The sequence below is a fragment of the Streptomyces sp. VTCC 41912 genome (assembly GCF_045799175.1).
Taxonomy (GTDB): Bacteria; Actinomycetota; Actinomycetes; order Streptomycetales; family Streptomycetaceae; genus Streptomyces; species Streptomyces albulus_C.
Genome location: NZ_JBJMAB010000012.1, coordinates 145,639 through 171,929 on the forward strand (window position 1 = coordinate 145,639; position 26,291 = coordinate 171,929).

18 protein-coding genes are annotated in these 26,291 nt (G+C 74.1%); 11 read left to right on the forward strand and 7 right to left on the reverse strand.

Annotated features, from left to right (window positions below):
- Nucleotides 1-123 precede the first annotated feature (123 nt).
- Nucleotides 124-1,254: a ribosome small subunit-dependent GTPase A gene (gene rsgA / locus ACJ6WD_RS19635; RefSeq protein ID WP_233657909.1), complete on the forward strand. Its 1,131-nt coding sequence runs from the start codon at nt 124-126 to the stop codon at nt 1,252-1,254.
- A gap of 231 nt (nt 1,255-1,485) precedes the next feature.
- Here the strand turns inward: rsgA and ACJ6WD_RS19640 are convergent, their stop codons facing one another.
- Nucleotides 1,486-1,968 carry a DUF456 domain-containing protein gene (locus ACJ6WD_RS19640; RefSeq protein ID WP_331246732.1) on the reverse strand — a complete coding sequence of 161 codons (483 nt, stop codon included), beginning with the start codon at nt 1,966-1,968 and terminating at the stop codon, nt 1,486-1,488.
- A gap of 186 nt (nt 1,969-2,154) precedes the next feature.
- Here ACJ6WD_RS19640 and ACJ6WD_RS19645 point away from each other — a divergent pair, with 186 nt between their 5' ends.
- From ACJ6WD_RS19645 to ACJ6WD_RS19655, 3 genes are all read left to right on the forward strand, one after another.
- Nucleotides 2,155-3,825, forward strand: a complete 1,671-nt coding sequence (locus tag ACJ6WD_RS19645; RefSeq protein ID WP_407616252.1) for a hypothetical protein — start codon at nt 2,155-2,157, stop codon at nt 3,823-3,825.
- Between the two features lie 239 nt (nt 3,826-4,064).
- On the forward strand, nt 4,065-5,807 hold the full coding sequence (locus ACJ6WD_RS19650) for a pyruvate dehydrogenase (protein WP_233657912.1): 1,743 nt from the start codon (nt 4,065-4,067) through the stop codon (nt 5,805-5,807).
- Nucleotides 5,808-6,266: 459 nt separating this feature from the next.
- Entirely contained in the window at nt 6,267-6,638 is a 372-nt protein-coding gene (locus ACJ6WD_RS19655; protein ID WP_331246734.1) for an ATP-binding protein, read from the forward strand.
- A 39-nt stretch (nt 6,639-6,677) separates the two neighbouring features.
- Here ACJ6WD_RS19655 and ACJ6WD_RS19660 read toward each other — a convergent pair whose 3' ends face one another.
- Nucleotides 6,678-7,781 (reverse strand): DUF2637 domain-containing protein, encoded by a 1,104-nt coding sequence (locus ACJ6WD_RS19660; RefSeq protein WP_376558336.1) that lies wholly within the window; start codon nt 7,779-7,781, stop codon nt 6,678-6,680.
- Nucleotides 7,782-7,992: 211 nt separating this feature from the next.
- On the reverse strand, nt 7,993-8,853 hold the full coding sequence (locus ACJ6WD_RS19665) for a (2Fe-2S)-binding protein (RefSeq protein WP_233657914.1): 861 nt from the start codon (nt 8,851-8,853) through the stop codon (nt 7,993-7,995).
- Nucleotides 8,854-8,987: 134 nt separating this feature from the next.
- Between ACJ6WD_RS19665 and ACJ6WD_RS19670 the strand changes: the two genes are divergently transcribed.
- On the forward strand, nt 8,988-9,770 hold the full coding sequence (locus tag ACJ6WD_RS19670; RefSeq protein ID WP_407616253.1) for a GntR family transcriptional regulator: 783 nt from the start codon (nt 8,988-8,990) through the stop codon (nt 9,768-9,770).
- Between the two features lie 39 nt (nt 9,771-9,809).
- Here the strand turns inward: ACJ6WD_RS19670 and ACJ6WD_RS19675 are convergent, their stop codons facing one another.
- The 3 genes from ACJ6WD_RS19675 to ACJ6WD_RS19685 all read right to left on the reverse strand — a co-directional run bounded on the left by ACJ6WD_RS19675 (nt 9,810) and on the right by ACJ6WD_RS19685 (nt 13,908).
- Nucleotides 9,810-10,685 (reverse strand): hypothetical protein, encoded by an 876-nt coding sequence (locus tag ACJ6WD_RS19675; RefSeq protein ID WP_374206799.1) that lies wholly within the window; start codon nt 10,683-10,685, stop codon nt 9,810-9,812.
- A 350-nt stretch (nt 10,686-11,035) separates the two neighbouring features.
- The gene (locus ACJ6WD_RS19680; RefSeq protein WP_331246735.1) at nt 11,036-11,881 is read right to left on the reverse strand and encodes a hypothetical protein; all 846 of its coding nucleotides are present in this window, start codon (nt 11,879-11,881) and stop codon (nt 11,036-11,038) included.
- Nucleotides 11,882-12,240: 359 nt separating this feature from the next.
- A complete protein-coding gene (locus ACJ6WD_RS19685) occupies nt 12,241-13,908 on the reverse strand; it encodes a PucR family transcriptional regulator ligand-binding domain-containing protein (RefSeq protein ID WP_016574245.1) in 1,668 nt (555 codons plus the stop codon).
- A 262-nt stretch (nt 13,909-14,170) separates the two neighbouring features.
- Between ACJ6WD_RS19685 and ACJ6WD_RS19690 the strand changes: the two genes are divergently transcribed.
- From ACJ6WD_RS19690 to mgtA, 6 genes are all read left to right on the forward strand, one after another.
- Entirely contained in the window at nt 14,171-15,073 is a 903-nt protein-coding gene (locus ACJ6WD_RS19690) for a xanthine dehydrogenase family protein subunit M (RefSeq protein WP_233657918.1), read from the forward strand.
- Nucleotides 15,064-15,663: a (2Fe-2S)-binding protein gene (locus ACJ6WD_RS19695; protein WP_016574247.1), complete on the forward strand. Its 600-nt coding sequence runs from the start codon at nt 15,064-15,066 to the stop codon at nt 15,661-15,663. The genes ACJ6WD_RS19690 and ACJ6WD_RS19695 overlap by 10 nt, the downstream gene beginning before the upstream one ends.
- Before the next feature lie 2 nt (nt 15,664-15,665).
- Nucleotides 15,666-18,053: a xanthine dehydrogenase family protein molybdopterin-binding subunit gene (locus ACJ6WD_RS19700; protein WP_016574248.1), complete on the forward strand. Its 2,388-nt coding sequence runs from the start codon at nt 15,666-15,668 to the stop codon at nt 18,051-18,053.
- Between the two features lie 328 nt (nt 18,054-18,381).
- Nucleotides 18,382-19,845, forward strand: coding sequence for an NCS2 family permease (locus ACJ6WD_RS19705; protein WP_233657919.1), 1,464 nt, complete (start codon nt 18,382-18,384; stop codon nt 19,843-19,845).
- 33 nt (nt 19,846-19,878) lie between these two features.
- Nucleotides 19,879-21,072, forward strand: coding sequence for an XdhC/CoxI family protein (locus ACJ6WD_RS19710; RefSeq protein ID WP_016574250.1), 1,194 nt, complete (start codon nt 19,879-19,881; stop codon nt 21,070-21,072).
- Nucleotides 21,073-21,974: 902 nt separating this feature from the next.
- Nucleotides 21,975-24,740 (forward strand): magnesium-translocating P-type ATPase, encoded by a 2,766-nt coding sequence (gene mgtA / locus ACJ6WD_RS19715; RefSeq protein WP_407616254.1) that lies wholly within the window; start codon nt 21,975-21,977, stop codon nt 24,738-24,740.
- 49 nt (nt 24,741-24,789) lie between these two features.
- Here mgtA and ACJ6WD_RS19720 read toward each other — a convergent pair whose 3' ends face one another.
- Nucleotides 24,790-26,127, reverse strand: a complete 1,338-nt coding sequence (locus tag ACJ6WD_RS19720; protein WP_407616255.1) for an MFS transporter — start codon at nt 26,125-26,127, stop codon at nt 24,790-24,792.
- Nucleotides 26,128-26,291: the final 164 nt, after the last annotated feature.

Consider the following 26,291-nt stretch of genomic DNA (forward strand, 5'->3'; position numbering starts at 1 on the left):
AGGGCGTTGCCCGCATGCAGAAGATCGTCATTCCCCTTTCCGTGGTCTCCGGCTGACTCGACCTTCCGTTTCCCGCGCGTTGCGCGCACGGCCGGGACCGCTCCTTCTCGAAGGGCCTTCCCGTTGTTCGACCTCGACTTCCCCGCTGCCCGTCCGCTGACCGCCTATGGCTGGGACGAAGGCTTCGCGGAGAGTTTCCTCCCCCATGCCGGGCAGGGTTTCGTGCCCGGCCGCGTGGTCCGCGTCGACCGCGGCCGCGTGGACGCCGTCGTGCCGGACGGCACCGGCGTCCGCACCGTCCTCTTGGACACCGCCCTGGTGGCGACCGGCGATCCGACGCGGGTGCCGTGCACCGGCGACTGGGCCGTCGTCGACCTCCACAACGGTCGCGTCGGCGACCATCTCGACGGCGTGCTGCGGGCGTTGCTGCCCCGCCGCACGGCGATCCTGCGTTCGGCCTCGACCAAGCGTTCCGAGGGGCAGGTCCTCGCCGCGAACGTCGAGCACGCCGTCGTCGCGGTCTCCCTGGCCGAGGCGCTGGACCTCGACCGCGTCGAGCGGTTCGTCTCCCTGGTGTGGGAGAGCGGGGCGCAGCCCCTGGTGGCGCTCACCAAGGCGGACCTGGTGGCGGACCCGGCCGCGCTGGGCCACCTCGTCGCGGACGCCTCGGCCGCCGCCCCCGGTGTGCGGGTGCTGGCGGTCAGCGCGGCGACCGGCGCCGGCGTCGAGGAACTGACCGCCGCGCTCGCCGGGGCCACCGCCGTCCTCCTGGGCCGGTCCGGCGCCGGCAAGTCCACCCTGGCCAACGCGCTCCACGGAGCGGAGGTGCAGGACGTGCGGGCGGTCCGCGACCAGGACGGCAAGGGGCGGCACACCACCACGACCCGTGACCTGCTGGTGCTGCCCGGCGGTGGCGTCCTCATCGACACGCCGGGGCTGCGCGGCGTCGGCATGTGGGACGCGGCGGACGGGCTGGCCCGGACGTTCTCCGACGTGGAGGAACTGGCCCGGCAGTGCCGGTTCCACGACTGCGCCCACGAGGCGGAGCCGGACTGCGCGGTCCAAGACGCCGTGGAAAACGGCGAGTTGGCGACCCGTCGGCTGGAGAGCTACCGCAAGCTCCAGCGGGAGAACCAGCGGATCGTGGCCAAGACCGACGTCCGCCTGCGTGCCGAGATCCGACGCGACTGGAAGCGCAAGCAGGCACTGGGCCGCCACATGATGGAACGGAAGCGGGGATCGGGCCTGGGCTAGGGGCGTGGCGGGACGGGGCGGGCGCGCCGGGGCGCGGTAGGGCCGTCCGCGTCGCCCGGCCCGTGTCGCGGCCCCGCTCCCGGTACGCCATGGCGTCCTGTAACGCCGTTACGGGGCGCCGCCGCGTGCCCCGGACGAGCGCGCGCCACGCGCCGACGTCCCGCGCGGCGACGTGGTGCCCCGCCGTTGCGGCCGCGCTCCCGGGGGCGGGGGCCGCGGGGGTTCCGGCCCTCAGCGCGCGAAGACCGCTCCCATCCAGGCGCCCATCACCAGGAGGCAGGCGAACAGTTCCACCAGCACGCTCAGGCCGATGGCGCGCAGGACCGTGCGCGTCGAGGCCCAGGCATCGCCGTGGCCGCCGAGGCGGACGCGTTCGAGGACGTAGAGGCCGCCGAGCGCGCCCAGCGGGCACCCGATGACGGGCACCAGGAAGAACCCCGCGACGCCGGTCACGCCGGCGAGGAGCAGTGTGCGGTAGGGCGCGCCCGCCGCGCGCAGGTCGCGCGCCGGCAGCAGCCACTTGAGCACCTGGTTGAGGAGGAGGACGGCGGTGCCGGACGTCAACACCGCCCAGGCGAGGGAGGACCGTTCCGCCGTCGCCCACCACAGCAGCCCGGCCCAGACCACCAGCGGACCCGGGAGACCGGGGACCAGCACCCCGAGCACCCCGAGCAGCAGGACGAGGCCGACGCCGATCAGCTGCCAGGCGTTCATGCGCCCGCCCCGGCGGCGCCGGCGCGCGGTCGTGCCCCGAACGGCGCATGCACGGCGCCGGTTCGCGCGCTGGGCTCTTTCCCGGCCGGCATGGCCCAAGCCTGCCGGAACCGGCCGGCCCGCGCTTCCTGGAATGCCCTTTTCGCGCCCTGTTTCGGCGGCCCGCACCACGGCACAATGCGGCCCATGAGGCAGCAGGGGCCGGGCCGTGGCAGGGAGGACGACTGGTGGTGGCGGGAGCTGTACGGCGACGCCCCCGAGGCGGGCGGCGAGCGCGCCGCGGGCCCGCCGGCCGCCGCCTCCGACACCCTCGACGAGCGGATCGAGTCGGCGTTGCGGACGGTGGGCCGGCGCCGGTCCGCCGGCCCGTCCGCCGACGCCGGCCCACCGCAGACCGGCCCGGACCGCCGGCGCTCGCCCGACGCACCGCGGGTCCCGGACCCGCGCGTCGGGTGGGAGGCACCGGAGCCACCCGCCGGGCCGGGACGGCCGGACCCGCCTGGCGCGCCCGCGGCCGGGGAGCCGCGCACCGGGGAAGGCGCCGCACCCGGGGCGTCGCCGTCCGGGGGCTTCGTCCCCAGCGGATTCGAGCCCCGGCCGTGGGAGCCGAGTGGGTGGGAGCCGCGGCCCTGGGAGCTCCCGGGCAGCGCGGCGCCCTACCCGGCCGGCCCGGCACAGCCACCTCCGCCCCCGCTCGCGTGGCGCGCCACGTGGCCGGCCGCACCGCCCGTCGAGGTGCCGGACGTCGAGGCGCCGGACGTCGAGGTGGGCGAGGGCGCGGGGGCGGCCACCGAGGAGACGGCCACCGAGCCGAGAGCCGCGGCGGACAGGGGCACGCAGGACAGCGACGCGCAGGACAGGGCGGCGGAGGGCGGGGGCGCGCAGGGCGACGACGTGGAGCCCGCCGCCCCGCCGCCCGTCGCCCCCTCCTCACCGCCGCCCGGCGCGCCCGCGTTCCCGACCGACTCGTCCTCGCCCTCGCCCGCGGCCGACTCGGGGGCGGCCCCCGGCACCTGCCCGCAGACCGCCCCGGAAGCCCTCGACGACTGGGTGCCCGACACCGTTCTGGACGGCGTCCGGTGCGGCGCCGTCGCGGTCCGTGCCGTGTCGCAGCGCGGCGCGGCCGCCCGCGGGCGGGGTGACGTGCGCGGCGAGGCGTTCCTCACCGCCCGGTTCGGGACGGGCCGGGACGCGCTGCTCCTGCTGGCCGTCGCCGCCGGCCCGAGCACGACGGGGGCGGTCGCGCACCGGGCCGCCCGCGACGTCCGGGCCTGGGCGTCCGGCGCCGTCGGCGGCTGCTCCACCCAACTGGCGCAGGACCTGCGTGCGGGTCGGCGCGACGCGCTCAAGGCGGGGCTCCAGCGCCTCACGGACCGCGGCTGCGGCAGACTGCGCGCCCGTGCCGCGGACCCGGCGGCGTCCGACGGCCAGGCGGCCGCGCTGCGCTGCCTGTTGGTGCCCGCCGACCCGGACTGTCGGACCCGGGTGTTCTTCGGCGTCGGCGCCGGCGGCCTCTTCCGGCTGCGCGACGGCGGCTGGGAGGACCTGGAACCCACCGTCACCGCACCGGCGGACGCACCACCCACCCCGCCCGCGCCGCAGGCACCCGGTGGTGCGGCGCCCCGCCCCGCGCCGTTCCGGTTCCGCGTCGTGACGGGCTGCCCGGGAGACGTGTTGCTGCTGTGCGGCGCGGGGCTGGCGGGACCGCTGAGCGGTGACCCGGACTTCGCCGCCCGACTCGCCGCCGCCTGGTCGGTCCCCGGACCGCCGGACCTGGCCGACTTCCTCACCGCCGTCCAACCCCGCGGCGCGGGCGACGCCGAGGACCGCACGGCCGTCGCGGTGTGGGAGCCGTAGCGGCCGGCGACCTCCCCCCCGCACCCACCCGACCCGCCACGGTCCGCACCCCAAGGGCACCGACGGGCCCCGATCCCCCGGAGGCGCCCCGCGTCCCCCCATGGGTTCATGGGAAGGAGCAACCAGGCGGACCGGGTCCCGGGCGGCCGCTCGCCTGCGCGCCCCGCCGTCCCGCACGCGCCCGCCCGCGGTCCGCTCCGCACGACCGTTCGTCCCGCCGATCGAGGAGGCTTTTTCCCGTGGCCAAGCAGACCGTAGCCGAGCAGTTCATCGACATCCTGGTGCGGGCAGGGGTCCGGCGGCTCTACGGGGTCGTCGGGGACAGCCTGAACCCGGTGGTGGACGCCATCCGCCGCAACTCCGCCATCGACTGGATCCAGGTCCGGCACGAGGAGGCCGCCGCCTTCGCCGCGGGCGCGGAGGCGCAGCTCACCGGGAAGCTCGCGGCCTGCGCCGGATCCTGCGGGCCCGGGAACCTCCACCTGATCAACGGGCTCTACGACGCGCACCGCTCCATGGCCCCGGTGCTCGCGCTGGCCTCGCACATCCCGTCCAGCGAGATCGGCACCAGCTACTTCCAGGAGACCCACCCGGACCGGCTGTTCGCCGAGTGCAGCCACTACAGCGAACTGATCTCCAACCCCCGGCAGATGCCGCGGGTGGTGCAGACCGCGATCCAGCACGCCGTGGGCCAGGGCGGTGTCGCGGTCGTCTCGCTGCCCGGGGACGTCGCCGCCGAAGCCGCGCCCGAACGCGCCGTCGAGCACGCCTTGGTCACTTCCCGGCCGTCGGTGCGGCCCGGGGACGACGAGATCGACGCCCTGGCCCGGATGGTCGACGAGGCCGCGAAGGTCACGCTGTTCTGCGGCAGCGGGACGGCGGGCGCGCACGCCGAGGTGATGGAGTTCGCCGAGCGGGTGAAGGCGCCCGTGGGCCACGCGCTGCGCGGCAAGGAGTGGATCCAGTACGACAACCCGTACGACGTCGGGATGAGCGGGCTGCTGGGATACGGCGCGGCCTACGAGGCGACCCACGAGTGCGACCTGCTGATCCTGCTCGGCACGGACTTCCCGTACAGCGCCTTCCTCCCCGACGACGTGCGGATCGTCCAGGTGGACGTGCGGCCCGAGCACCTGGGCCGCCGCACCGCACTGGACCTCGCCGTGTGGGGCGACGTCCGGGAGACGCTGCGGTGCCTGATCCCCAAGGTGCGGGAGAAGGGCAACCGCACGTTCCTGGACCGGATGTTGAAGAAGCATGCGGACGCGCTGGAGGGGGTGGTCAAGGCGTACACCCGCAAGGTGGAGAAGCACGTGCCGATCCACCCGGAGTACGTGGCCTCGGTGCTCGACGAGGAGGCCGCCGCCGATGCGGTCTTCACCGTGGACACCGGGATGTGCAACGTCTGGGCGGCCCGGTACCTCACGCCGAACGGCAGCCGGCGGGTGATCGGATCGTTCAGCCACGGCTCGATGGCCAACGCGCTGCCGCAGGCGATCGGCGCGCAGTTCATGGACCGCGGCCGGCAGGTCGTCTCCATGTCGGGGGACGGCGGCTTCTCGATGCTGATGGGCGACTTCCTGACGCTGGTCCAGTACGACCTGCCGGTGAAGGTGGTGCTCTTCAACAACTCCTCTTTGGGAATGGTGGAGTTGGAGATGATGGTGTCGGGACTGCCGGCGTACGGCACCACCAACCGCAACCCCGACTTCGCGGCGATCGCGCGGGCCGCCGGGGCGTACGGCGTGCGGGTGGAGAAGCCCAAGCAGGTGCGCGGGGCGCTGCGCGACGCGTTCCGGCACGAGGGGCCGGCGCTGGTCGACGTCGTCACCGATCCCAACGCGCTGTCCATCCCGCCGAAGATCAGCGCCGAGATGGTGTCGGGCTTCGCGCTCTCCGCCGGGAAGATCGTGCTGGCGGGCGGGGTGGGCCGGATGGTGCAGTTGGCGCGGTCCAACCTCCGGAACGTCCCGCGGGTGTGAGCGCCCGCGGGACGCAGTGCCGTGGCGCAGGGGGAGTTCGGCCCGTCGGTGCCGGCGCGGCTCCGGACTCCCGTACGGCGCGCGGCACTTCGGTGCGGCGCAGCGCCCCGGCGGCCGGCCGGCCGACCGGTCCGCGGACCGGCGCGCTCCGGCCGGTCGCGGAACGCCTTCCCGCCACGCGTGGTGAGGGCGTGTTCCGCGCGGGCGCCGCAGACCGCCCCGCCGGGGTCCGTGCGCCGGGCGTGCGCCGGCGGGGGCCAAGCGGAAGCATGGCGGCGGGCCCGATGGGAATGCTGACCGTGAGGCTGTTCGAGGCAGAGCGCTGGTGGTTCGTTGGGGGCGGGGGAGAGCATGCGTCAGCCTGTGCGACGCGAGGGTCGGAACAGACGGCGGCGAGCGGACGGGGGGAGCGGGGGCGCGGCGGTCGCGGAGCGGCCGACCCGCGCGCTGGAACGGAAGGTGCGACAGGCCGATCTCCAGGCCGTCGGCGAAGTCCGCAGGGAGCTGCGGGAGTTACTGTGCCGCTGGGTGCCGCCGGACGGCGAGGCCCCGGCGGACCCCGAGGTGGCGGCGCTGCTGACCAGCGAATTGATCACCAACGCCCTGCTGCACACCGAGGGCGGGGCGGTGGTCACGGCGTGGGTCACCGACCGGCTGCGGGTGGAGGTGCGGGACTGTGCCGAGCGTCGCCCCGAGCCGCGGGAGCCGTCGGCTGACGGGACGTCCGGGCGGGGGCTGATGCTGGTGCGGGCCCTGTCGGACGCGTGGGGCATCCGGTCCGAGGGGGGCGGCAAGTGCGTGTGGTTCGAGTTGGGCGGCGGACCGGCCTGACGCGGAGCCGGGGGTGGGGTCGGCGCGGTCCGCCGGCGTTCAGCCGAACTGCCTCTCGATCTCGGCGAGTTTCTCCTCCAGGGAGTCCAGTCGCGGGATCGTCTGGGTCTCGTCCTCGGTGGTGAGGTCCACGGCGCCGCGTCGACCGGGCGCGGATCCGTCCGCGTCGGCGCCGGACACGGCCTTGAGGGCCGGGCGCGGCCGCTTGACCGGTTCGCCGGGGTTTCGGGGGGCCGGGTCGGCGGGCCCGGCGGGGTCCGGGCCGGCCGACGGGGCCTTCTCCGTGGCGGGCGCCGCGGGCACCGCCGGTGCGCCCACGGTGACGGCGACCTGATGTGCCTTGCCCCTGCCCCACGACCGGTGCTGCCGGTTGAGGGCCTTGATGCGGGCCCGTTCGAGCCTGTCCTGCTCCCGCCTGCGCAGCCGGCCCTGTACCTTCTCCCGCTTGTCCTCGCGGACCTCCTCGACCGCCTCGTCCAGGGTGCGGACGCCCTCCAGCAGCATCAGCGACCAGGCCGCGAAGGTCTCGCGGGGCGCCCGCAGCCAGCGCACGATGCGGATCTGCGGCAGCGGCCGGGGCACCAGGCCCTGCTCGCGCAGCGCCGCCCGTCGGGTCTGCTTCAGCGCCCGGTCGAAGAGGACCGCCGCGGACAGGGACATGCCGGCGAAGAACTGCGGTGCGCCGGCGTGGTCCAGGCCGCGCGGGGCGTGCACCCAGTTGAACCACGCGGCGGCGCCGGCGAACGTCCACACCAGCAACCGCGAGCCGAGCGCCGCATCGCCGTGGCTGGCCTCGCGCACCGCCAGGACGGAGCAGAACATCGCCGCACCGTCGAGCCCGAACGGGACCAGGTACTCCCAGCCGCCGGTCAGCCCGAGGTTCTGCACGCCGAAGCCGACCAGGCCGTGGAAGGACAGTGCCGCAGCCACCGCGGCACAGCAGAACAGCAGCACGTAGGAGGCGGAGGCGAAGACGGTCTCCTTGCGGCGGCGGCGCTCCTCGCTGCGTTCCCAGGAGTCGTCGGTGCCGGCCCGCCGGTCCGCGCGGCGCCCGCGCAGCAGGAGGACGGCGGCGGTCATGACCCCGGCGAGCAGCAGAAGAGCCGGAATCAGCCAATTCAGCGATATGTCGGTCATTCTCATTCCGGGACCCCTTGCTCAGGTTGCGGCGCTTACGCGGATTCGCGAGGCGCGCGCCATCCTGGCGGAACCGGACCCGGCCGCACGGGATTTCGGAGCAAGAGAACGCCAAGGGGTGCCGGAGTGGTCAGTTGAGCGACCAGGGGTTCGAACTTCCGTGCTCCGCAGGGGAGTTCCGTGCGAAGCGCGGTCACTCCTGCGGGTGGTGGGTGGGTCAGGAGGTTGCGGTGAGGCGGCTGATGCGCTCCGCATCGCAGGTGCGCGGGCAGGTGACGCAAGTGTCCTCGGGGCGCAGCGTGTAGTACATGCAGCAGCTGGCCCGGTCGCGGGTGGACAGCGCCGCGCCGTCCGGCCCGGTCAGCTCGCGGAAGCCGGCGCCGGCCGCGTACGGGGCGGTGGCCCCCGGCAGCAGCCGCGCCAGCTCGCTGACGGCCCGCCGCTCCTCGCCCAGCAGGTGCCCGACGTACCAGAGCCCCTCGACGATCTCGTCGGAGGCCATGCCCCACAGGGCCCGCGGGCCGCGCCGCATCCGGGTGCGGAAACCGTCCAGCACGGGCCCCAGGTGGGCGGCGACCGCGGCGCGGAGCTCGGCGCGCAGGGCCTCCTCGTCCGGCACCACCCGGGCGCCGGGCAGGGTCGCCGCGGGGTCGTCCGGGAGGCATCCGAAAGAGCCCGCGCGTACGGCCATCCGGCCCAGCTCGCGGTGGAAGCGGACATCGCCCGCGGACAGGTGCGGCACCCGGCGGTGCAGGAACCACGGGACGGTGATCAGCAGGCAGGCCGGCCAGGCGTAGCGGTGCAGCGCGAAGCTCGCGACCACGTCGGGGCGGGCGGACCGGCCGTGGTCCCGGGTGATCCGGGCCGCCTCGTCGGCGAGGAAGACGTCCAGCGCGGGCCCGGCCGAGGCCAGCGCGGCCGCGTCCAGCCATCCGTCACCCTCGGGCGACGGATGGCTGGACGCGGCCGCGAGCGTCACCCGCAGGTCCGGGAACACCTCGGCGAGCCGGGCGTAGGCGTCCGCCACGGGGTGGGCGGCGGGCGGGGCGGCGGGCGCGGCAGCAACGGCAGGGGACATGCGGGGGACCACCGAATCGCGATCGTTGGCAGGTAAGGCTTACCTTATCCGACATCTCTACCCGTGCCCGCTGAGGTGTGAACCCGAGCGACGGACGCTTATGGTGCTGGCAGCCGTCAGCAGGAGGAACCGTCATGGAGCAGGGCACAGCGGAGCCGCATCCGGAGACCCGGGTGTGGTTGCCCGCGCAGGCCGTCTCCGGCGGGCCGACCGGCGGGCCGACCGGTGTGCGGGGCCGGGCCGCCGGCCCGGGGACCGGCGGGTCCGGCGCGGCGCCGCCCGGCCCGCGGCCGCGCCGGCACTCGGTGCGCGGCCAGGTCCTGGCGGCGCTGCGCCGGGCGCTGACCGCCGGGGAACTGCTGCCCGGCGAGGTCTACTCCGCCCCGGTCCTCGCCGAACGCTACGGCGTCTCCGCGACCCCGGTCCGGGAGGCCATGCAGCAGCTCGCGGGGGAGGGCGCCGTCGAGGTCGTGCCCAACCGCGGCTTCCGGGTCTGCGAGCGCAGCTCCCGCGACCTCGCCGAGCTCTCCGAGGTCCGCACCATGCTGGAGCTGCCGGCCATCGTCCGACTGGCCCGGGCGGTGCCCCCGGAGCGCTGGGAGGAGCTGCGTCCGCTGGCCGAGGACGGGGTGGCGGCGGCCGCCCGCGGCGACCGGGCCGGGTACGCCGAGGCCGACCACGCCTTCCACCAGGCGTTGATCGCGCTCACCGGGAACCGCCGGCTCACCCAGGTCACCGGTGACCTGCTGCGCCGCGCGCAGTGGGCGGCGGGCGGCGGGGGGCGGCCCGGTACGGCCGCCCTGCTGGCCGACGCCTCCGAGCACACCGCCCTGCTCGACGCGCTGCTCGCCCAGGAGCACGGGGTCGTCGAGCGGATCGCCCGCGCGCACCTGTCGGCGGCCCGGCACCGACACTGACGCGGGCGCGGCCCGGGGACTCGCCGGGGGCGGGCGGCCTCAGAAGGCGGGCAGCAACTCCGCCAGGGGCAGCGCCGCGACGTCGGCGGCGGGCCGGGAGACGTACAGCTCGGCGTGGTAGAAGCCGTCGGCCTCCTTGCCGCCGACGGTCAGTCCGCGGCGCGCCAGTGCCTCGACGGCCGCCCGCCGCTCGGCCTCGTCGGCGAACCGCCGCTGCCGGAACGTCCGGGTGGTGAGCCGCTCGGTGACCAGCCCGGCCCGCGCCAGCAGCGTCGAGACCGGCCGGTAGGACACCGTGCGCAGGACGAACGCGGCGACCCAGGGCGGCGCGGAGAAGCAGTCGAAGAGCCGGGCGAAGGTGCGTGCGGTGATGTAGCCGACGCCGCCGGTGACGGTGATCAGCTCGGTGCCGTCCAGCGCCCGGCACAGCTCCGGGGCCGCGGCCTCGTCCTCCAGGTTCGCCGCGAAGCCGCGGTCGAGCAGCCCGGCCGCCACCGCGTAGCCGACCGCGTGCTCCGCCGCGTCGATGCCGGTGATCCGGGCCGCTCCGGGCCGGCGCCGGGCCGCGTAGAAGGCCCGGTCCGCCTCGGCCAGCCGGTCGCCGCCGGGGGTGTCCGGGCCGGTGCCGGCGTAGCGCCGGTAGAGGTCGTCGAGGGTCACCTCGTGGTTGAACAGCGCCGCGTTGACCCCGTACGAGCAGCACAGGTCGACGACGCGCAGCGGCGGACGCCCGGCAGTGCCGCCGCTGCGGCGCTGGAGGGCGTCGGCCAGGGCGCGGAACACCGCCTGGCCGTGCTGCGGGATCTGGTACTCCAAGGGTTGCAGCGTGCTGTAGTACCGGCGTGGATCGGGGCAGTTGTAGATCGCCTCGAAATGCGCCTTGCCCCAGTCGGTTCCGGTGCCGGTGTGGGCCACTCCTGCCACGGTGGGCCTCCTGAAGGCTCTGCCAGAGGGAAGCTGGACGCGGACCAGCATCCAGGCCGCGCCGCCGCGCCGCAGTGCGACTTGTGGCCATTCTCGGGGCAGGTGGGACGCGGCGCTACCGACCGCTCGGTGCCCGGCCGCCGACCGGCAGCCACCGGGGCCCGGCCGATCCGCCGCCTGCAGGGCCCGGTTCCGGCCATTCGATCCGGGGCGCGGCATGGCCGAGGTCGGGTGGTTGACGGCCCTCCGACGGACGGAGCCGGGCCGGCCTTGGGAGCCCGGGCCGCTCTGCCGCCCGTGGCCGTGGTCGCGGGCTCGGCGCCGATCCGCCGGACGGGGGGCTAGCTCCCCGCGGTCCCCACCGGGGGCTCCGCCTCCTCCGGCGGGGGCGGCGGGAGCTGGCCGGCGAGCCAGGTGGGGACGCCGCCCATGAGCCGGAACAGCCGGGCGGCCTCGGTGCGCAGGCGGAGCGCCTCGTCCTCCGGGGCGGCGTCGGCCAGCGCCGCCAGCGCCGGTGCGGTGCCGACCAGGAAGCCCAGCTCCTCGCGGATCCGCAGGGACTCCGCGAAGCCGTGCCGGGCCTCCGCCAACTCCCCGTCGCGCAGGGCCAGTCCGGCCAGGTGCCGCCAGGTGAAGGAGAGCAGCAGGGCGTCGCCGTGGGCGGTGGCGCCGGCGTGCGCGCGGCGGTAGGCGGCGCGGGCGGAGTCGGGGCTGTCGGCGACGTGCTCGGCCATCAGGCCGCGGCGGAAGTCCAGCAGCGGGCGGCCGGCGGTGCCGGGGGCGAGCAGCGCGGCGGCCCGACCCAGCGCCGAGCGGGCCTCGTCGGCGCGGTCGCGGACCCCCAACACCGTGGAGGTGTAGGCGAGTTGGCCGCGTTCGCAGGCGGCGCCGCCGCGTTCGTCGTCGCCGCCGGCCAGGGCCTCCGCGGTGCGCAGGGCGTCCTCCGCCTCGGCCCAGCCGGTGGCGGTGAACATGCAGCGCTCGACCAGCAGCGCGGCGCGGCGCAGGGCGGCGGGCGCCTGCCGGGCCGCGAGCGGCTCCAGGAGGGCGGCGGCGTCGAGCCAGCAGCCGCGGGAGCGCAGCCGCCACACGGCGCGGTCGAGGGGGTCGTCGCCGGCGGGGGTGGCCGCCGACGGTGCGGACGCCGGCCGTGGTGCCGGGACCGGTACCTGATCCACGGACCTCATGGAATCCGCGGGATCCGCGGATCCGGACATGGCGGTATCCGCCACAGTGCCCTCCCCGAGCGCGCCATTGAGACGGGAATGCAGGATGCTGTGGGCGCATCTCAGCATGAATTCCGTCGCCGGGCCAAGGGGGCGGGTGAAAGATTTCACAATCGCGCGGGGTGGCATCGGTGGCCGGTGTGCGGTGGTTCGGCCGTGGTGCGGGCCGGGGCGACGGCCCGGTGCGGCAACGCCGTTGACGCGACGCCGCCCGATCGGGGGACCCCGGACGGCGTACCGCCGGCGGCGGTCGCGCGGCGTGCGGCGGGCCCGGTGCGTGCGTCGCACCGGGCCCGACGAGGCGCCGTCTTGAGAGGGCGTCAGCTCATCCGCAGCGCCAGGAAGAAGTCCAACTTGTCCTCCAGGCGCGAGAGGTCGCGGCCGGTCAGCTGCTCGATCCGGCCCACGCGGTAGCGCAGGGTGTTGACGTGCAGGTGCAGGCGGGTCGCGCAGCGCGTCCAGGAGCCGTCGCAGTCGAGGAACGCCTCCAGCGTGGGGATCAGCTCGGCGCGGTGGCGGCGGTCGTAGTCCCGCAGCGGGTCCAGGAGCCGGGCGGTGAAGGCCCGGCGGACGTCGTCGGGGACGAACGGCAGCAGCAGGACGTGCGAGGCCAGCTCCTCGTGGCCGGCGGCGCAAACCCGGCCGGGGCGGGCGGCGGCGACCCGCCGGGCGTGCCGGGCCTCCTCCAGGGCGCCGCGCAGCCCCTCGGCGGAGTGCACGGAGGCGCTGACGCCGATGGTGAGCCGGCCGTCGCCGTCCAGGCCGCGGCCCAGCGGGTCCTGGATGACGCGCAGCAGGTGGTCGGCGTGCAGGCCGTCCGTCATGGCGGCCTCGGTGGAGTCCTCCGCGACGGCGGGCAGCGGCACCAGCGCGACCGCCTCGTCGCCGGTGTGCGCCACCGCGATCCGGTCCGACGGCTCGGGCCCGAAGGTGCCGGGGTCGACCAGCACCTCCTCCAGCAGGCTCTGAGCCACCGGGCCACCGGGCACGTCGCCGCCCTCCCACTCGACCCGGGCCACCACGATCTGCCAGTGCGGGGCGGCACCCAGGCCGGGCAGCAGCACCGGCGCGGCCACCCGCAGCCGGGCGGCGATCTCGGCCGGCGGCGCGCCCGTCTGGACCAGCTCCAGGACCTCCTGGGCGAGCCGGCGGCGGACCGTGCGGGCGGCGTCCCGGCGGTCCCGTTCGACGGCGATCAGCTGGGTGACGCCGTGCAGCAGGTCCAGCCGCTCCTCGGACCAGTCGCCGGCGTCCGCCTCGACGGCCAGCAGCCAGTCGCTGAGCAGGGTCTGCCGCAGGTCACGGCTCTCGTAGCGGATCGGGAAGAGTGAGTAGGTGGCGCCGGCCAGGCCGATCCGGTGCGGGCCGCGGCGGCCGCTGCGGGCGGCCGCCAGGTGCTCGCCGGCCAGTCGGGCGGCGAGCTCCGCCGGCAGCTCCGGCCCGGCGCCGGCCAGGCTGGAGCCGGCGATCTGCCGGCCGATGGGGGAGAGCACCCAGGCGCGCAGGTCCAGGTCGGAGCCGAGCAGGTCCAGGACCACCTCGGGGCCGCCGCCGGCCGGGCCGGAGGTCATCATCCGCCGGTGGCGGTCCACCACGGCGGCCAGGTCGCCGGCCCGCTCGCTGGAGACCTGGCGGACCACGTGCTCGGTGATCGAGGCGAACGAGACCGTCTCGTTCACCGAGAAGAGCGGCAGCCGGTGCCGGGTGCAGGCCATCACCAGGTCGTCGGGGATGGCGCCCAGCTCGGCCTCGCCGGCCGCGAGGCCGGCGACGCCGGCGGAGGCCAGGATGCGGACGAACCGCTCGGAGTCCTCGGCTTCCCGGCGCCAGGCCAGGCCGGTGAGCACCAGCTCGCCGCCGGAGAGGTACCGGCTGGGGTCCCGCAGGTCGGTGGTCATCACGCCACGGACGGTGCGGTCCAGCTCTTCCTCGCCCCCCAGGAGTTGGAGGCCCAGGGAATGTGTGTCCAGGAGTGCGCGGAGCCGCATGACCTCGCCCGCCGTTCTGTGCTGTCTCGTGTTGCCGGTGGAATGCCGCGAGGTTTTGATCCCTCGTCTTTCGTTCGAATCTACAAGACGGGCAGCGTGGCCAGCCAACCGCTTCATGGTTTCGGTGACTGCACCGGGTGGGGCCGCAGCGCGTTCACTAAGCCCAACCGCGTTAACAAGACATGAACGACGCCATGGCGCCGAGGGCCGAAGGTCCCGACCATGAGCAGCGAACGACCCCATTTCGTAGAAGAGGCCAACCATGGACTTCCTTCGCCCCGCCAGCTGGGAGGAGGCGCTCGCCGCCAAGGCAGAGCACCCTACCGCTGTGCCCATCGCGGGCGGTACGGACGTGATGGTCGAGATCAATTTCGACCACCGCCGCCCGGAGTACCTGCTCGACCTGAACCGGATCGCCGATCTGGGTGAGTGGGAGGTCGGGGAGAAGACCGTACGCCTGGGCGCGTCCGTCCCGTACACCAAGATCATGGAGAACCTGCGGGCCGAGCTGCCGGGCCTGGCCCTGGCGTCGCACACCGTCGCCTCCCCGCAGATCCGCAACCGAGGCGGCGTCGGCGGCAACCTCGGTTGCGCCTCGCCGGCCGGTGACGCCCACCCCGCACTGCTCTCCGCCGGCTGCGAGGTCGAGGTCGAGTCCGCCGCGCGCGGGGTCCGCATGATCCCGATCGACGAGTTCTACCTCGGCGTCAAGCGGAACGCCCTCCAGCAGGACGAGCTGATCCGCGCCGTGCACCTGCCCAAGGCCGACGGCCCGCAGCAGTTCTCCAAGGTCGGCACCCGCAACGCGATGGTCATCGCGGTGTGCGCCTTCGGCATCGCGCTGCACCCCGAGACCCGCACGGTCCGCACCGGCATCGGTTCGGCCGCACCCACCCCCATTCGGGCCAAGGAGGCCGAGCAGTTCCTCGCCGCGGCGCTGGACGAGGGTGGCTTCTGGGAGTCGGGCGCCCCGATCCCGCCGTCCGTCGCCAAGCAGTTCGCGCAGCTCGCCTCGGGGGCCTGCAACCCGATCGACGACGTGCGCGGCAGCGCCAAGTACCGCCGGCACGCGGTGGGCATCATGGCGCGCCGCACCCTCGGCTGGACCTGGGAGTCCTACCGGGGCAACGCCCATGGCACCAAGGGAGGCGCACAGTGCGCGTGAACTTCACCGTCAACGGCCGCAAGCAAGAGGCCGACGACGTCTGGGAAGGCGAGAGCCTGCTGTACGTCCTCCGCGAGCGGATGGGCCTGCCGGGCTCGAAGAACGCCTGCGAGCAGGGCGAGTGCGGCTCCTGCACGGTCCGCCTGGACGGGGTGCCGGTGTGCTCCTGCCTGGTCGCGGCCGGGCAGGTCGAGGGCCGTGAGGTGGTGACCGTCGAGGGCCTGGCCGACTTCGCCAAGCAGCGCGCCGAGCACGGCGGCTGCGCCTCCGGGGCCTGCGGGACGAGCTTGCAGGACGCCCAGCAGTGGCAGTCCAAGCCGGCCGCCTCGCGGACCGGCGAGAACGGCGAACTGGCTCCGATCCAGCAGGCGTTCATCGACGCCGGCGCGGTCCAGTGCGGATTCTGCACCCCGGGCCTGCTGGTCGCCGCCGACGAGTTGTTGGAGCGCAACGCCTCGCCGTCGGACTCCGACATCCGCGAGGCGCTGTCGGGCAACCTGTGCCGCTGCACGGGTTACGAGAAGATCCTCGACGCGGTCCGGCTGGCGGCCGCCCGCGGCGAGAACCAGACCGCGGGACAGGGGGCCTGATCATGGCTGGTGCCACCCGTACACCCACCAACCTCACCCAGGGCGGCAAGACCGACGCCGGTATCGGCGCGTCCACGCTCCGCCCGGACGGCACCTTGAAGGTGACCGGCGAGTTCGCCTACTCCTCGGACATGTGGCACGAGGACATGCTGTGGGGCTTCACGCTCCGCTCCACCGAGGCGCACGCCGAGATCGTCTCCATCGACACCGCCGAGGCGCTCGCGACCTCCGGTGTCTACGCCGTCCTCACCTACGACGACCTGCCCACCGAGGTGAAGAACTACGGCCTGGAGATCCAGGACACGCCGGTTCTCGCGCACGGCAAGGTGCGGCACCACGGCGAGCCGGTGGCGCTGGTCGCCGCCGACCACCCGGAGACCGCGCGCCGCGCGGCCGCCAAGATCAAGATCGAGTACAAGCAGCTGCCGCTGGTCACCGACGAGGCCAGTGCGCTGGCCGCGGACGCGCCGCTGATCCACGAGGGGCGCGACGACCACCACATCGGGCACGTCCCGCACCCCAACATCGTCCACCGCCAGCCGATCGTCCGCGGCGACGCCACCGAGGCCGCAAAGAAGGCCGACGTCATCGTCTCCGGCGAGTACGTCTTCGGCATGCAGGACCAGGCGTTCCTCGGCCCGGAGTCCGGCCTCGCGGTGCCCGGTGAGGACGGCGGCGTCGACCTCTACGTCGCCACCCAGTGGCTGCACTCCGACCTCCGCCAGATCGCCCCGGTCCTCGGCCTGCCCGAGGAGAAGGTGCGGATGACGCTGTCCGGCGTCGGCGGCGCCTTCGGCGGCCGCGAGGACCTGTCGATGCAGGTCCACGCCTGCCTGCTGGCGCTGCGCACCGACAAGCCGGTCAAGATCGTCTACAACCGGTTCGAGTCGTTCTTCGGGCACGTCCACCGGCACCCGGCCAAGCTCTGGTACGAGCACGGCGCCACCAAGGACGGCAAGCTCACCCACATGAAGTGCCGGATCGTGCTGGACGGCGGCGCCTACGCGTCGGCCTCCCCGGCCGTCGTCGGCAACGCCTCCTCGCTCGCGGCCGGCCCGTACATCATCGACGACGTGGAGATCGAGGCGATCGCCCTCTACTCCAACAACCCGCCGTGCGGCGCGATGCGCGGCTTCGGCGCGGTCCAGGCGTGCTTCGCCTACGAGGCGCAGATGGACAAGCTCGCCGCCAAGCTCGGCATGGACCCGGTCGAGTTCCGGCAGCTCAACGCCATGGAGCAGGGCACGCTCATGCCCACCGGGCAGGAGGTCGACTCGCCCGCTCCGGTCGCCGAACTCCTGCGCCGGATCAAGGCGATGCCGCTGCCGCCCGAGCAGCAGTGGCTGGCGGCCGGCGAGGGTGCCGACGTCCGGGCGCTGCCCGGCGGCCTGTCCAACACCACCCACGGCGAGGGCGTCGTCCGCGGCGTCGGCTACGCCGTCGGCATCAAGAACGTCGGCTTCTCCGAGGGCTTCGACGACTACTCCACCGCCCGGGTGCGCCTGGAGGTCATCGCCGGCGAGGCGGTGGCCACCGTGCACACCGCGATGGCGGAGGTCGGTCAGGGCGGCGTCACCGTGCACGCCCAGATCGCCCGCACCGAGCTCGGCGTCCAGCAGGTCACCATCCACCCGGCCGACACCCAGGTCGGCTCCGCCGGTTCCACCTCCGCCTCCCGGCAGACGTACATGACCGGCGGCGCGGTGAAGAACACCTGCGAGGCCGTCCGCGAGAAGGCCCTGGAGCTCGGCCGCCGCAAGTTCGGCACGTACCACCCCGCGTGGGCCACCGCCGAACTGCTCCTGGAGAGCGGCAAGGTCGTCACCGACGGCGGCGAGGTCCTGGCCGACCTCGTCGACGTCCTGGAGACCGAGGCGATCGACCTGGAGCTGGAGTTCCGGCACCGGCCCACCGAGGCGTTCGACCTCACCACCGGCCAGGGCTTCGGCCACGTCCAGTACTCCTTCGCCGCGCACCGCGCGGTGGTCGAGGTGGACACCGAACTGGGCCTGGTCAAGGTCATCGAACTGGCCTGCGCCCAGGACGTCGGCAAGGCGCTCAACCCGCTCTCCGTCGTCGGCCAGATCCAGGGTGGCACCACCCAGGGCCTGGGCGTGGCGGTGATGGAGGAGATCATCGTCGACCCCAAGACGGCGAAGGTGCGCAACCCCTCCTTCACGGACTACCTGATCCCCACCATCCTCGACACCCCGACCATCCCGGTCGACGTGCTCGAACTCGCCGACGAGCACGCCCCGTACGGGCTGCGCGGCATCGGCGAGGCCCCCACCCTGTCGTCCACTCCGGCCGTCCTCGCGGCGATCCGGAACGCGACCGGGTTGGAGCTCAACAAGACCCCGGTACGTCCCGAGCACCTGACGGGCACGTAACGGAGCACCGCCTGGGGGCCGCCTCCCCAGGCCCCCAAACCCTCCGGGCGGTGCGCGAACAAGGGGTGTCCTGTCCGTCCTCCTCAGCGCACCGCCCGGAGTCTTTCCCGCACCACACAGCACCACCGCACCATTCAGCACCACGGCACCACACAGCACCACCGCATCACCCAGCACCACGTCGCACCACACCCCGACTGACCTGCGGCAGCTCGATGCAGTCAGTACCCGTTCGTCTCGGGCCGTCCCCCGGGTCGTGCAGCCGAATATCCATCCCAAATCTCGCCGCCTCGGCGGGGGCCCCTATGAACCTTGGGAGTAAGGCACCATGACCCAGCAGTCCACGGAGCCGAGGACCACGGCGGAAGACGCGGGTGACGGCTCACGCCAGCCCGCCGGCCGTTCCTGGCTCGACCGGTACTTCCACATCACCGAAAGAGGGTCATCCCTCGCGCGGGAGACGCGCGGCGGCATCACCACCTTCATGGCGATGTGTTACATCCTCCTGCTGAACCCCGTGATCCTGGGCTCGGTTCAGGACGTCAAGAACAACACCCTGGCCCACGGCGCGCTGGTCACCGCCACCGCGTTTGGCGCCGCGGTCTGCACCCTGCTGATGGGCTTCGTCGGCAAGGTCCCGCTGGCCCTCGCCGCCGGCCTCAACGTCTCGGCGGCACTCACCACGCAGGTGGTCCCGCACATGACCTGGCCGCAGGCCATGGGCATGTGCGTGATGTACGGCGTCGTCATCTGCCTCCTGGTCGTCACCGGGCTCCGCGAGATGGTCATGAACGCCATCCCGCTCGCCCTGAAGCACGCGATCACCATGGGCATCGGCATGTTCGTCGCGCTCCTGGGCCTGGTGAAGGCCGGGTTCGTGGGGATCGGACACCCGGGCAGCCCGGTCACCCTGGGCATCGACGGCAAGCTGGCCGGCTGGCCGGTCCTGTTCTTCTGCGTCACCCTGCTGCTGATCTTCATGCTGCAGGCCCGCAAGATCCCCGGCGCCATCCTCATCGGCATCGTCGTCGGCTCCGCGCTCTCCATCGGCGCCACCAAGTTCGGCGGGCTGACCGCCAAGGACTGGGGCGGCACGTCCCCCACGATGGACGGCAGTGCCGTCTCCATGCCGGACTTCGGACTCTTCGGGCACGTGGAGTTCGGCGGCTGGGGATCGATCGGGGCGCTCAGCGTCACCATGATCGTCTTCACCCTGGTGCTGGCCGGCTTCTTCGACGCCATGGCCACGATCATCGGTGTCGGCACCGAGGCGAAGCTCGCCGACGACAAGGGCCGGATGCCGGGCCTGTCCAAGGCGCTGTTCGTCGACGGTGCGGGCGGTGCGATCGGCGGTCTGACCGGTGGTTCCGGCCAGACGGTCTTCATCGAGTCGGCCAGTGGCGTCGGCGAGGGCGCCCGGACCGGCCTGTCCTCCGTGGTCACCGGCCTGCTCTTCGCGGCCTGCCTCTTCTTCACGCCGGTGACCCAGCTCGTGCCGGCCCAGGTCGCCGCCGCGGCACTGGTCGTCATCGGGTCGATGATGATGAGTGTGGCCGGCCACGTGGACTGGAGCGACCGGGCGACCTCGATCCCGGTGTTCCTTACCGTTGCCCTGATGCCGTTCACTTACCAGATCACCACCGGCGTCGGTGCCGGCGTCATCGCCTACACCGCCATCAAGGCGGCCCAGGGCAAGTGGCGCGAGGTCGGTGCCTTCATGTGGGTGCTGACCGGCATCTTCCTCGTCTACTTCTCGCTCCATCCGATCGAGCAGTGGCTGGGCGTCAAATAACGCCCGCCGGCTCCCTCCCGTAAGGAGACCGACATGCTGGACATCGCCGACGAGCTGAACCGGTGGGTCGAGCAGGGACGCACGTTCGCGGTGGCCACCGTGGTGGCCACCAACGGCAGCGCCCCTCGCCAGCCCGGCGCCGCGCTCGCCGTCGACAGTGACGGCACGGCGATCGGGTCGGTCTCCGGTGGATGCGTGGAGGGAGCCGTTTACGAGTTGTGCCAGGAGGCGTTGCAGACCGGCCAGTCGGTCCTGGAGCGCTTCGGCTACAGCGATGAGGATGCCTTCGCCGTGGGTCTGACCTGCGGCGGGATCATCGACATCTTCATCACACCGGTACGGGCGAGCGCCCCCGGCGCCGCCGCCGACAGCGGCCCCGCGGGGGACGTGGTGGACAGCAACGCCGCACCGCTCGCCGCCGCGCTGGCCGCCGCCTCCTCGGGTGAGGCGGCGGCGGTCGCGCGGATCATCGAGGGGCCGGCCGACCTGCTGGGCCGCGCCCTGCTGGTGCGCCCCGACGGCAGCCACACCGGCAGCCTCGGCGGCCACCCCGCCCTGGACCGCACCGCGGTCGAGGAGACCCGGGCCCTGCTGGACGCCGGCCGGACCACGACGCTGGAGATCGGCGCGGACGGCTCCCAGTGCGGTCAGCCGGTGGTCCTCCTCGTCGAGTCCTCCGTGCCCGCCCCGCGCATGATCGTCTTCGGGGCGATCGACTTCGCGTCCGCGCTGGTGCGGGTCGGCAAGTTCCTCAACTACCACGTCACCGTCTGCGACGCCCGCCCCGTCTTCGCCACCCGGACCCGCTTCCCGGACGCGGACGAGATCGTCGTCGACTGGCCGCACCGCTACCTCGACTCCCAGGACCTCGACTCCCGCGCGGTGCTCTGCGTCCTCACCCACGACGCCAAGTTCGACGTCCCCCTGCTGGAACGGGCGCTCAAGCTCCCGGTCGCCTACGTCGGGGCGATGGGCTCCCGCCGCACCCACCTCGACCGCCAGCAGCGGCTGCGGGACGTCGGACTCACCGAACTCGAACTGAACCGCCTGCGCTCGCCGATAGGGCTGGACCTGGGCGCCCGGACGCCCGAGGAGACCGCGCTCTCCATCGCCGCCGAGATCGTCGCCAACCGGCGCGGCGGCACCGGCTCCCCGCTGACCGGCGCGCACACCCCGATCCACCACGAGGCCCCCCGTACCGTGGGCCGGATCGGAGAAGTTGCCTGACGTAACGTCAGAAATGCTGTGTACCAAGCCCGTTGGTGCACGGCACCCCGTCCCGCACGGACGGCGCCGACCGGACACGCGGCGCCCGCGGGACGCACGAGACCTACGGGACCGGCGTACCTGACGGCGCCGGACTCGGGGGAGGGCGAACCTGTGGTTCGCAACGGCACGGGCGCGGCGCTGTGTGGGGGCCGCGCCCGTGCCGGTTCGTTTTCCGCCCGGGCGCCCGCCCATCGGAACCGCCCGGGGCCGCGCCGCCCGGCCCCGTTCCGGGGAACGCCGCCGGGTGCGCCCGTCCGCCCCGTCGCGCAATTCCTCTCCCGGCCACTCGGCCGCCCGGACCGCGGCACGCGAAAAGGGAATTTCCGCGGCCCGCGCCGCTTATCGAGAACGGCCCGGACGCGAGTCACGCGACGCACCTCACACCGCGCATTGACGGCCTCGGCCGAAAGGATGACGGGAAATCCGGGAACGTATGGCAGGATGGGCCACCGAGGCCGCCTTCGTCGAGGGCGTCCGGCGATGTCCGCGCGAGCAAGGAGGTGATCGGGATGAGTCCCGAAGGAAGTCCTTGCCGCAGCGCTGCTCTCTGCTGATCGCGCCGTTCGCCGCGTGATCGCGGCTGTTCCCCGCACTGCTGTGTGCACTCACCGGTGATTCCCGGGCGCTTCGTGCTGCCCGTCGGACCGGGCTGAACCGTATTTCCACCACGGCCCTTCCGTGCTGCCTTTTTGCCGGTGCACGCTTTTTCCCCGGTATTTTTCCGTAATTCTCAGCGCCCGCGCGCACCGGCCATTTCGGCCTGCCCGGAAACAATTCCGCCGGAACTCCGAGTTCTTCGAATCCCGTGGTTCGACGGCGGTCGGTCCGGCCTGCCCGCATGCGCGTCAGGAGGTTTCGCCATGACCACGAAGACCACGCCGCCCATCCGAGGGACGCTCGCTCCGCCGGGCCGGAGCTCCCGCCGCGAGCGCCGGGCCGCCGAGCTGCAGACGCGCACCCGGCGCGTCGCCGCCCGGCTCGCGGAGTTCAGCGCCCGCCCCGCCGAGCAGGTCCTGCACGACCTCGGCAGCACCCCCAGCGGCCTCACCCACCGCGAGGCCGCGCTGCGGCGGGAGCGCGACGGCGCCAACGCCATCGCGCAGGAGCGCCCGCCGCGCTGGTACGCACAGCTCGCCAGGGCGTTCTGGAACCCGTTCATCCTGGTGCTCGCCGTCCTGGTCGCCGTGATGTACGGCCAGTGGCTCCAGGTCGCCGACACCGAGCCGTTCGACCCGAAGATCGCCATCCTCGGCGCGATGGTGCTGATCAGCGCCGGTCTGCGGTTCTGGCAGGAGTACCGGTCCGGCAGCGCGGCCGCCGCGCTGCGGGCCCTGGTCACCACGACCACCGCGGTGCAGCGCCGGGCCGGCCGCGGCCGGCTGCCGGCCACCCTTGAGATCCCCATGGCCGACGTGGCCACCGGCGACGTCGTCAAGCTGGCCGCCGGCGACCTCGTCCCGGCCGACCTGCGCCTGCTCACCGCCAAGGACCTGATGGTCAGTCAGGCCGCGCTGTCCGGCGAGTCGCTGCCGGTCGCCAAGGCCGACACCCGACCGGCCACCGACCGCGGCCAGGACGCCACCCACGACCCGGTCGAGGCCGACAACCTCGTCCTGACCGGCACCTCCGTCACCTCCGGCAGCGCCACCGGCGTCGTCATCGCCGTCGGCGCCGACACCTACCTCGGCTCCATGGCCGGTGCGCTGGCCGGCGAGCGCCCGGAGACCAGCTTCGACACCGGCGTGAAGAAGGTCAGCTTCCTGCTGATCCGCTTCATGATGGTGATGGTCCCGGTGGTGTTCCTCATCAACGGGCTCACCAAGGGCGACTGGGCGGAGGCGTTCACCTTCGCGGTGGCGGTCGCGGTCGGCCTCACCCCCGAGATGCTGCCGATGGTCGTCACCACCAACCTGGCGCGCGGCGCCGTCGCGCTCTCCCGCCGCAAGGTCGTCGTCAAGCACCTCAACGCCATCCAGAACCTCGGCGCCATGGACGTGCTGTGCACCGACAAGACCGGCACCCTCACCGAGGACCGGATCGTGCTGGACCGCTACCTCGACGTGCACGGCCGGTCGGACGGCGAGGTCCTCGAACTCGCCTACCTCAACAGCCACTTCCAGACCGGGCTGCGCAACCTGATGGACCAGGCCGTCATCGACCGGATGCACGAGGCCGAGGAGGTTGTCGTCGACGCCCGCTTCACGCTGGTCGACGAGATCCCCTTCGACTTCGCGCGCCGCCGGATGTCGGTCGTGCTGCGCCGCAACGACCTCGACGGCCCCGCCGCCGAGCACCTGCTGATCACCAAGGGGGCGGTGGAGGAGGTCCTCGACCGCTGCGAGGGCGTGGCGTACGCCGGCGACGTCGTCGCACTCACCGACGCCCTGCGGGACACCGTGCTGCGCACCGCCGAGGACCACGGCCGGCAGGGCCTGCGGGTGCTGGCGGTGGCGACCCGCACCCTGCCGGTCGACCCCGACGCCGCGGCGGACGACGCCGCCGCCTACACCGTCGCGGACGAGGCCGGGCTCACCCTGATCGGCTTCCTCGCCTTCCTCGACCCGCCGAAGCAGGACGCCGCCGAGGCGCTGCGGGCGCTCGCCGACAACGGCGTCGCGGTCAAGGTCGTCACCGGCGACGGGGAACTGGTCGCCGCCCGGGTCTGCGAGCAGGTCGGCATCGACCCCGGCACCCCGGTCACCGGCGCCGAGATCGACGCCCTCGACGACCTCGAACTCCTCGACCGGGCCCGCACGGCGACCCTGTTCGCCAAGGTCAACCCGGTGCAGAAGGCCCGGATCGTGCGCGCGCTGCAGGCGGACGGGCACACCGTCGGGTTCCTCGGCGACGGCATCAACGACGCCGCCGCACTGCGCGACGCCGACGTCGGCATCTCCGTCGACACCGCCGTCGACATCGCCAAGGAGTCCGCCGACATCATCCTGCTGGAGAAGGACCTCACCGTCCTCGGCCAGGGCGTGCTGCGCGGCCGGCTGACCTTCGGCAACACCATCAAGTACCTGAAGCTGACCGCCTCGTCGAACTTCGGCAACGTCTTCTCGGTGCTCGTCGCCTCGGCGTTCATCCCGTTCCAGCCGATGCTCGCACTCCAGCTGCTCGTGCAGAACCTCTGCTACGACGTCTCCCAACTTGCCACGCCCTGGGACCGGATGGACGCCGACTACCTGCGCACCCCGCGCAAGTGGGACGCCCGGGGCATCCGCCGCTTCATGCTCGTCCTCGGCCCGACCAGCTCCATCTTCGACGTCACCACCTTCGCCCTGATGTGGTACGTCTTCGGCGCCAACAGCGAGGTCCACCAGGCGCTGTTCCAGTCCGGCTGGTTCGTCGAGGGCCTGCTGACCCAGACCCTGGTCGTGCACATGCTGCGGACCCGCCGGATCCCGTTCGTGCAGTCCCGCGCCACCTGGCCGGTGCTGCTGATGACCGCACTGGTGATGGGCGTCGGCCTGTGGCTGCCGTTCTCGCCGCTGGCCGGGGCGCTGGGCATGCAGGCGCTGCCGCTGGCCTACTTCCCGTGGCTGGCCGCGACGTTGGCGGCGTACTGCCTGCTCACGCAGGGGGTCAAGGGGTGGTACATCCGCCGGTTCGGTGAGTGGCTCTGAGCCCTCGCGGAGCCCCGTGCCCGCGGCGTCCGGCCCTACCGGCCGGGCGTCACGGGCACGGGGCCTCCCCGTCCCCCGGCGGCCGGGCGTGCCGCAGCCCCCGCACCGCCCGCGACGCCAGCGGCAGCACCGCGGCGACCGCGGACACCACCCCGGCGGCCGCCACCACCCGGAACCCGCCGTACGCCCGGGCCAACGGCCCCACCCACAACTGCCCCACCGGGATCGCCGCGTACGCCAGCAGATCGCCGGTGGCCGCGACCCGGGACAGCGCGTGCGCCGGGACGTGCTCCTGGAGCGAGGTGTCCCAGGCGATGCCCGTCACGCAGACCCCGAGCCCGGCGGCGAAGCCACCCGCGATGAGCCAGGGCGCGTCCCACCGCGCGCCGAGCACCAGCAGCGGCACCGCCCCCAGCGCACCCGCCGCCAGCCCCCACGCCAGCAGCCGGCCGACCGCCATCCGGTACAGCACCGCCCCGCTCACCAGCAGCCCGACGCCCCGGGCGCTGAGCACCAGCCCCCAGACGGCCCGGCCGGCGGTCCGCTCGGTCAGTGCCGGGCCCAGGATCTGCCAGGTCCCGGTCTGCACCAGATTGATCACGAAGAACGAGAGGGTCGCCGGCCCCGCCCACCGGACCCGCCCGAACTCCCGCCAGCCGCCGCGCACCGCCGCCCACACCGGCCCCGCCGCCCGCGCGGGCCGCGCCCCGTCACCCGGCAGCCGGGCCAGACACCCGGCGGCGACCGCGAAGCTCACCGCGTCGCAGACGATCGCCGGCCCGCTGCCGACGGCCACCACCAGCCCGCCCGACAGGCTCGGACCCAGCACCTTGGCGGCGTTGCGCACCGTGCTCAACAGCGCGTTCGCCGGCCGCAGCGCCGCGGCGCCGACCACCTCCGGAACCAGGCCGCGCAGCGCCGGCGTGGTGAACGCCGCGCACACCCCGCCCAGCACCTCCAGCCCGGCGACCGACGGCAGCGCGTAGCGCCCGGTCAACAGCAGCCCGGCGACCGCGCCTTGGGCGGCCGCCGACCCCAGGTTCGCCGCCACCAGCACGGTCCGGCGCCGGAACCGGTCCGCGGTCACCCCGCCCACCACCAACAACGCCAGCATCGGCAGCATCCGGGCGGCCAGCACCACCCCGAGGTCGCCGGGGCGACCGCCCGAGCCGTCCAGCACCGCGAAGGCCAGGGCCACCGGCGCCATCGCACTGCCCAGCAGCGACACCGCCTGCCCGGTCAGGAACCAGCGGAAGCCCGGGTACGAGAGCGGGGGCGACAGCGGGTACGCCAGCGGGGACACAGCGCTCCGGGCGGGCGGCCCCGGCCGGGCGGCGGGAGCGGGCACGCGGGCGGGGCCGGAGGCGGCGCGGGGGTCGGGGTCCATGGGCCGGAGTCTGCGGGGCCCGGCGCGCAGACCTATGCTTTCGGCCTCGGGCGAAAGGTCCGGGCCCGGCGAACCGGCACACGCCGCGTCCGCACCCATCGCGTCCGCACCCACCGAACCCGCACCCACTGCGTCCGCCCGCACCGCGACCCCGAGTACCGCGA

Bases quoted from the DNA above. Each gene is read 5' to 3' on its own strand.
- ACJ6WD_RS19640 (WP_331246732.1), bottom strand. From the start codon at position 1,968: ATGAACGCCTGGCAGCTGATCGGCGTCGGCCTCGTCCTGCTGCTCGGG.
- ACJ6WD_RS19645 (WP_407616252.1), top strand. From the start codon at position 2,155: ATGAGGCAGCAGGGGCCGGGCCGTGGCAGGGAGGACGACTGGTGGTGG.
- ACJ6WD_RS19660 (WP_376558336.1), bottom strand. From the start codon at position 7,781: ATGAGAATGACCGACATATCGCTGAATTGGCTGATTCCGGCTCTTCTG.
- ACJ6WD_RS19665 (WP_233657914.1), bottom strand. From the start codon at position 8,853: ATGTCCCCTGCCGTTGCTGCCGCGCCCGCCGCCCCGCCCGCCGCCCAC.
- ACJ6WD_RS19670 (WP_407616253.1), top strand. From the start codon at position 8,988: ATGGAGCAGGGCACAGCGGAGCCGCATCCGGAGACCCGGGTGTGGTTG.
- ACJ6WD_RS19680 (WP_331246735.1), bottom strand. From the start codon at position 11,881: ATGAGGTCCGTGGATCAGGTACCGGTCCCGGCACCACGGCCGGCGTCC.
- ACJ6WD_RS19685 (WP_016574245.1), bottom strand. From the start codon at position 13,908: ATGCGGCTCCGCGCACTCCTGGACACACATTCCCTGGGCCTCCAACTC.
- ACJ6WD_RS19690 (WP_233657918.1), top strand. From the start codon at position 14,171: ATGGACTTCCTTCGCCCCGCCAGCTGGGAGGAGGCGCTCGCCGCCAAG.
- ACJ6WD_RS19700 (WP_016574248.1), top strand. From the start codon at position 15,666: ATGGCTGGTGCCACCCGTACACCCACCAACCTCACCCAGGGCGGCAAG.
- ACJ6WD_RS19705 (WP_233657919.1), top strand. From the start codon at position 18,382: ATGACCCAGCAGTCCACGGAGCCGAGGACCACGGCGGAAGACGCGGGT.
- ACJ6WD_RS19710 (WP_016574250.1), top strand. From the start codon at position 19,879: ATGCTGGACATCGCCGACGAGCTGAACCGGTGGGTCGAGCAGGGACGC.
- mgtA (WP_407616254.1), top strand. From the start codon at position 21,975: ATGACCACGAAGACCACGCCGCCCATCCGAGGGACGCTCGCTCCGCCG.
- ACJ6WD_RS19720 (WP_407616255.1), bottom strand. From the start codon at position 26,127: ATGGACCCCGACCCCCGCGCCGCCTCCGGCCCCGCCCGCGTGCCCGCT.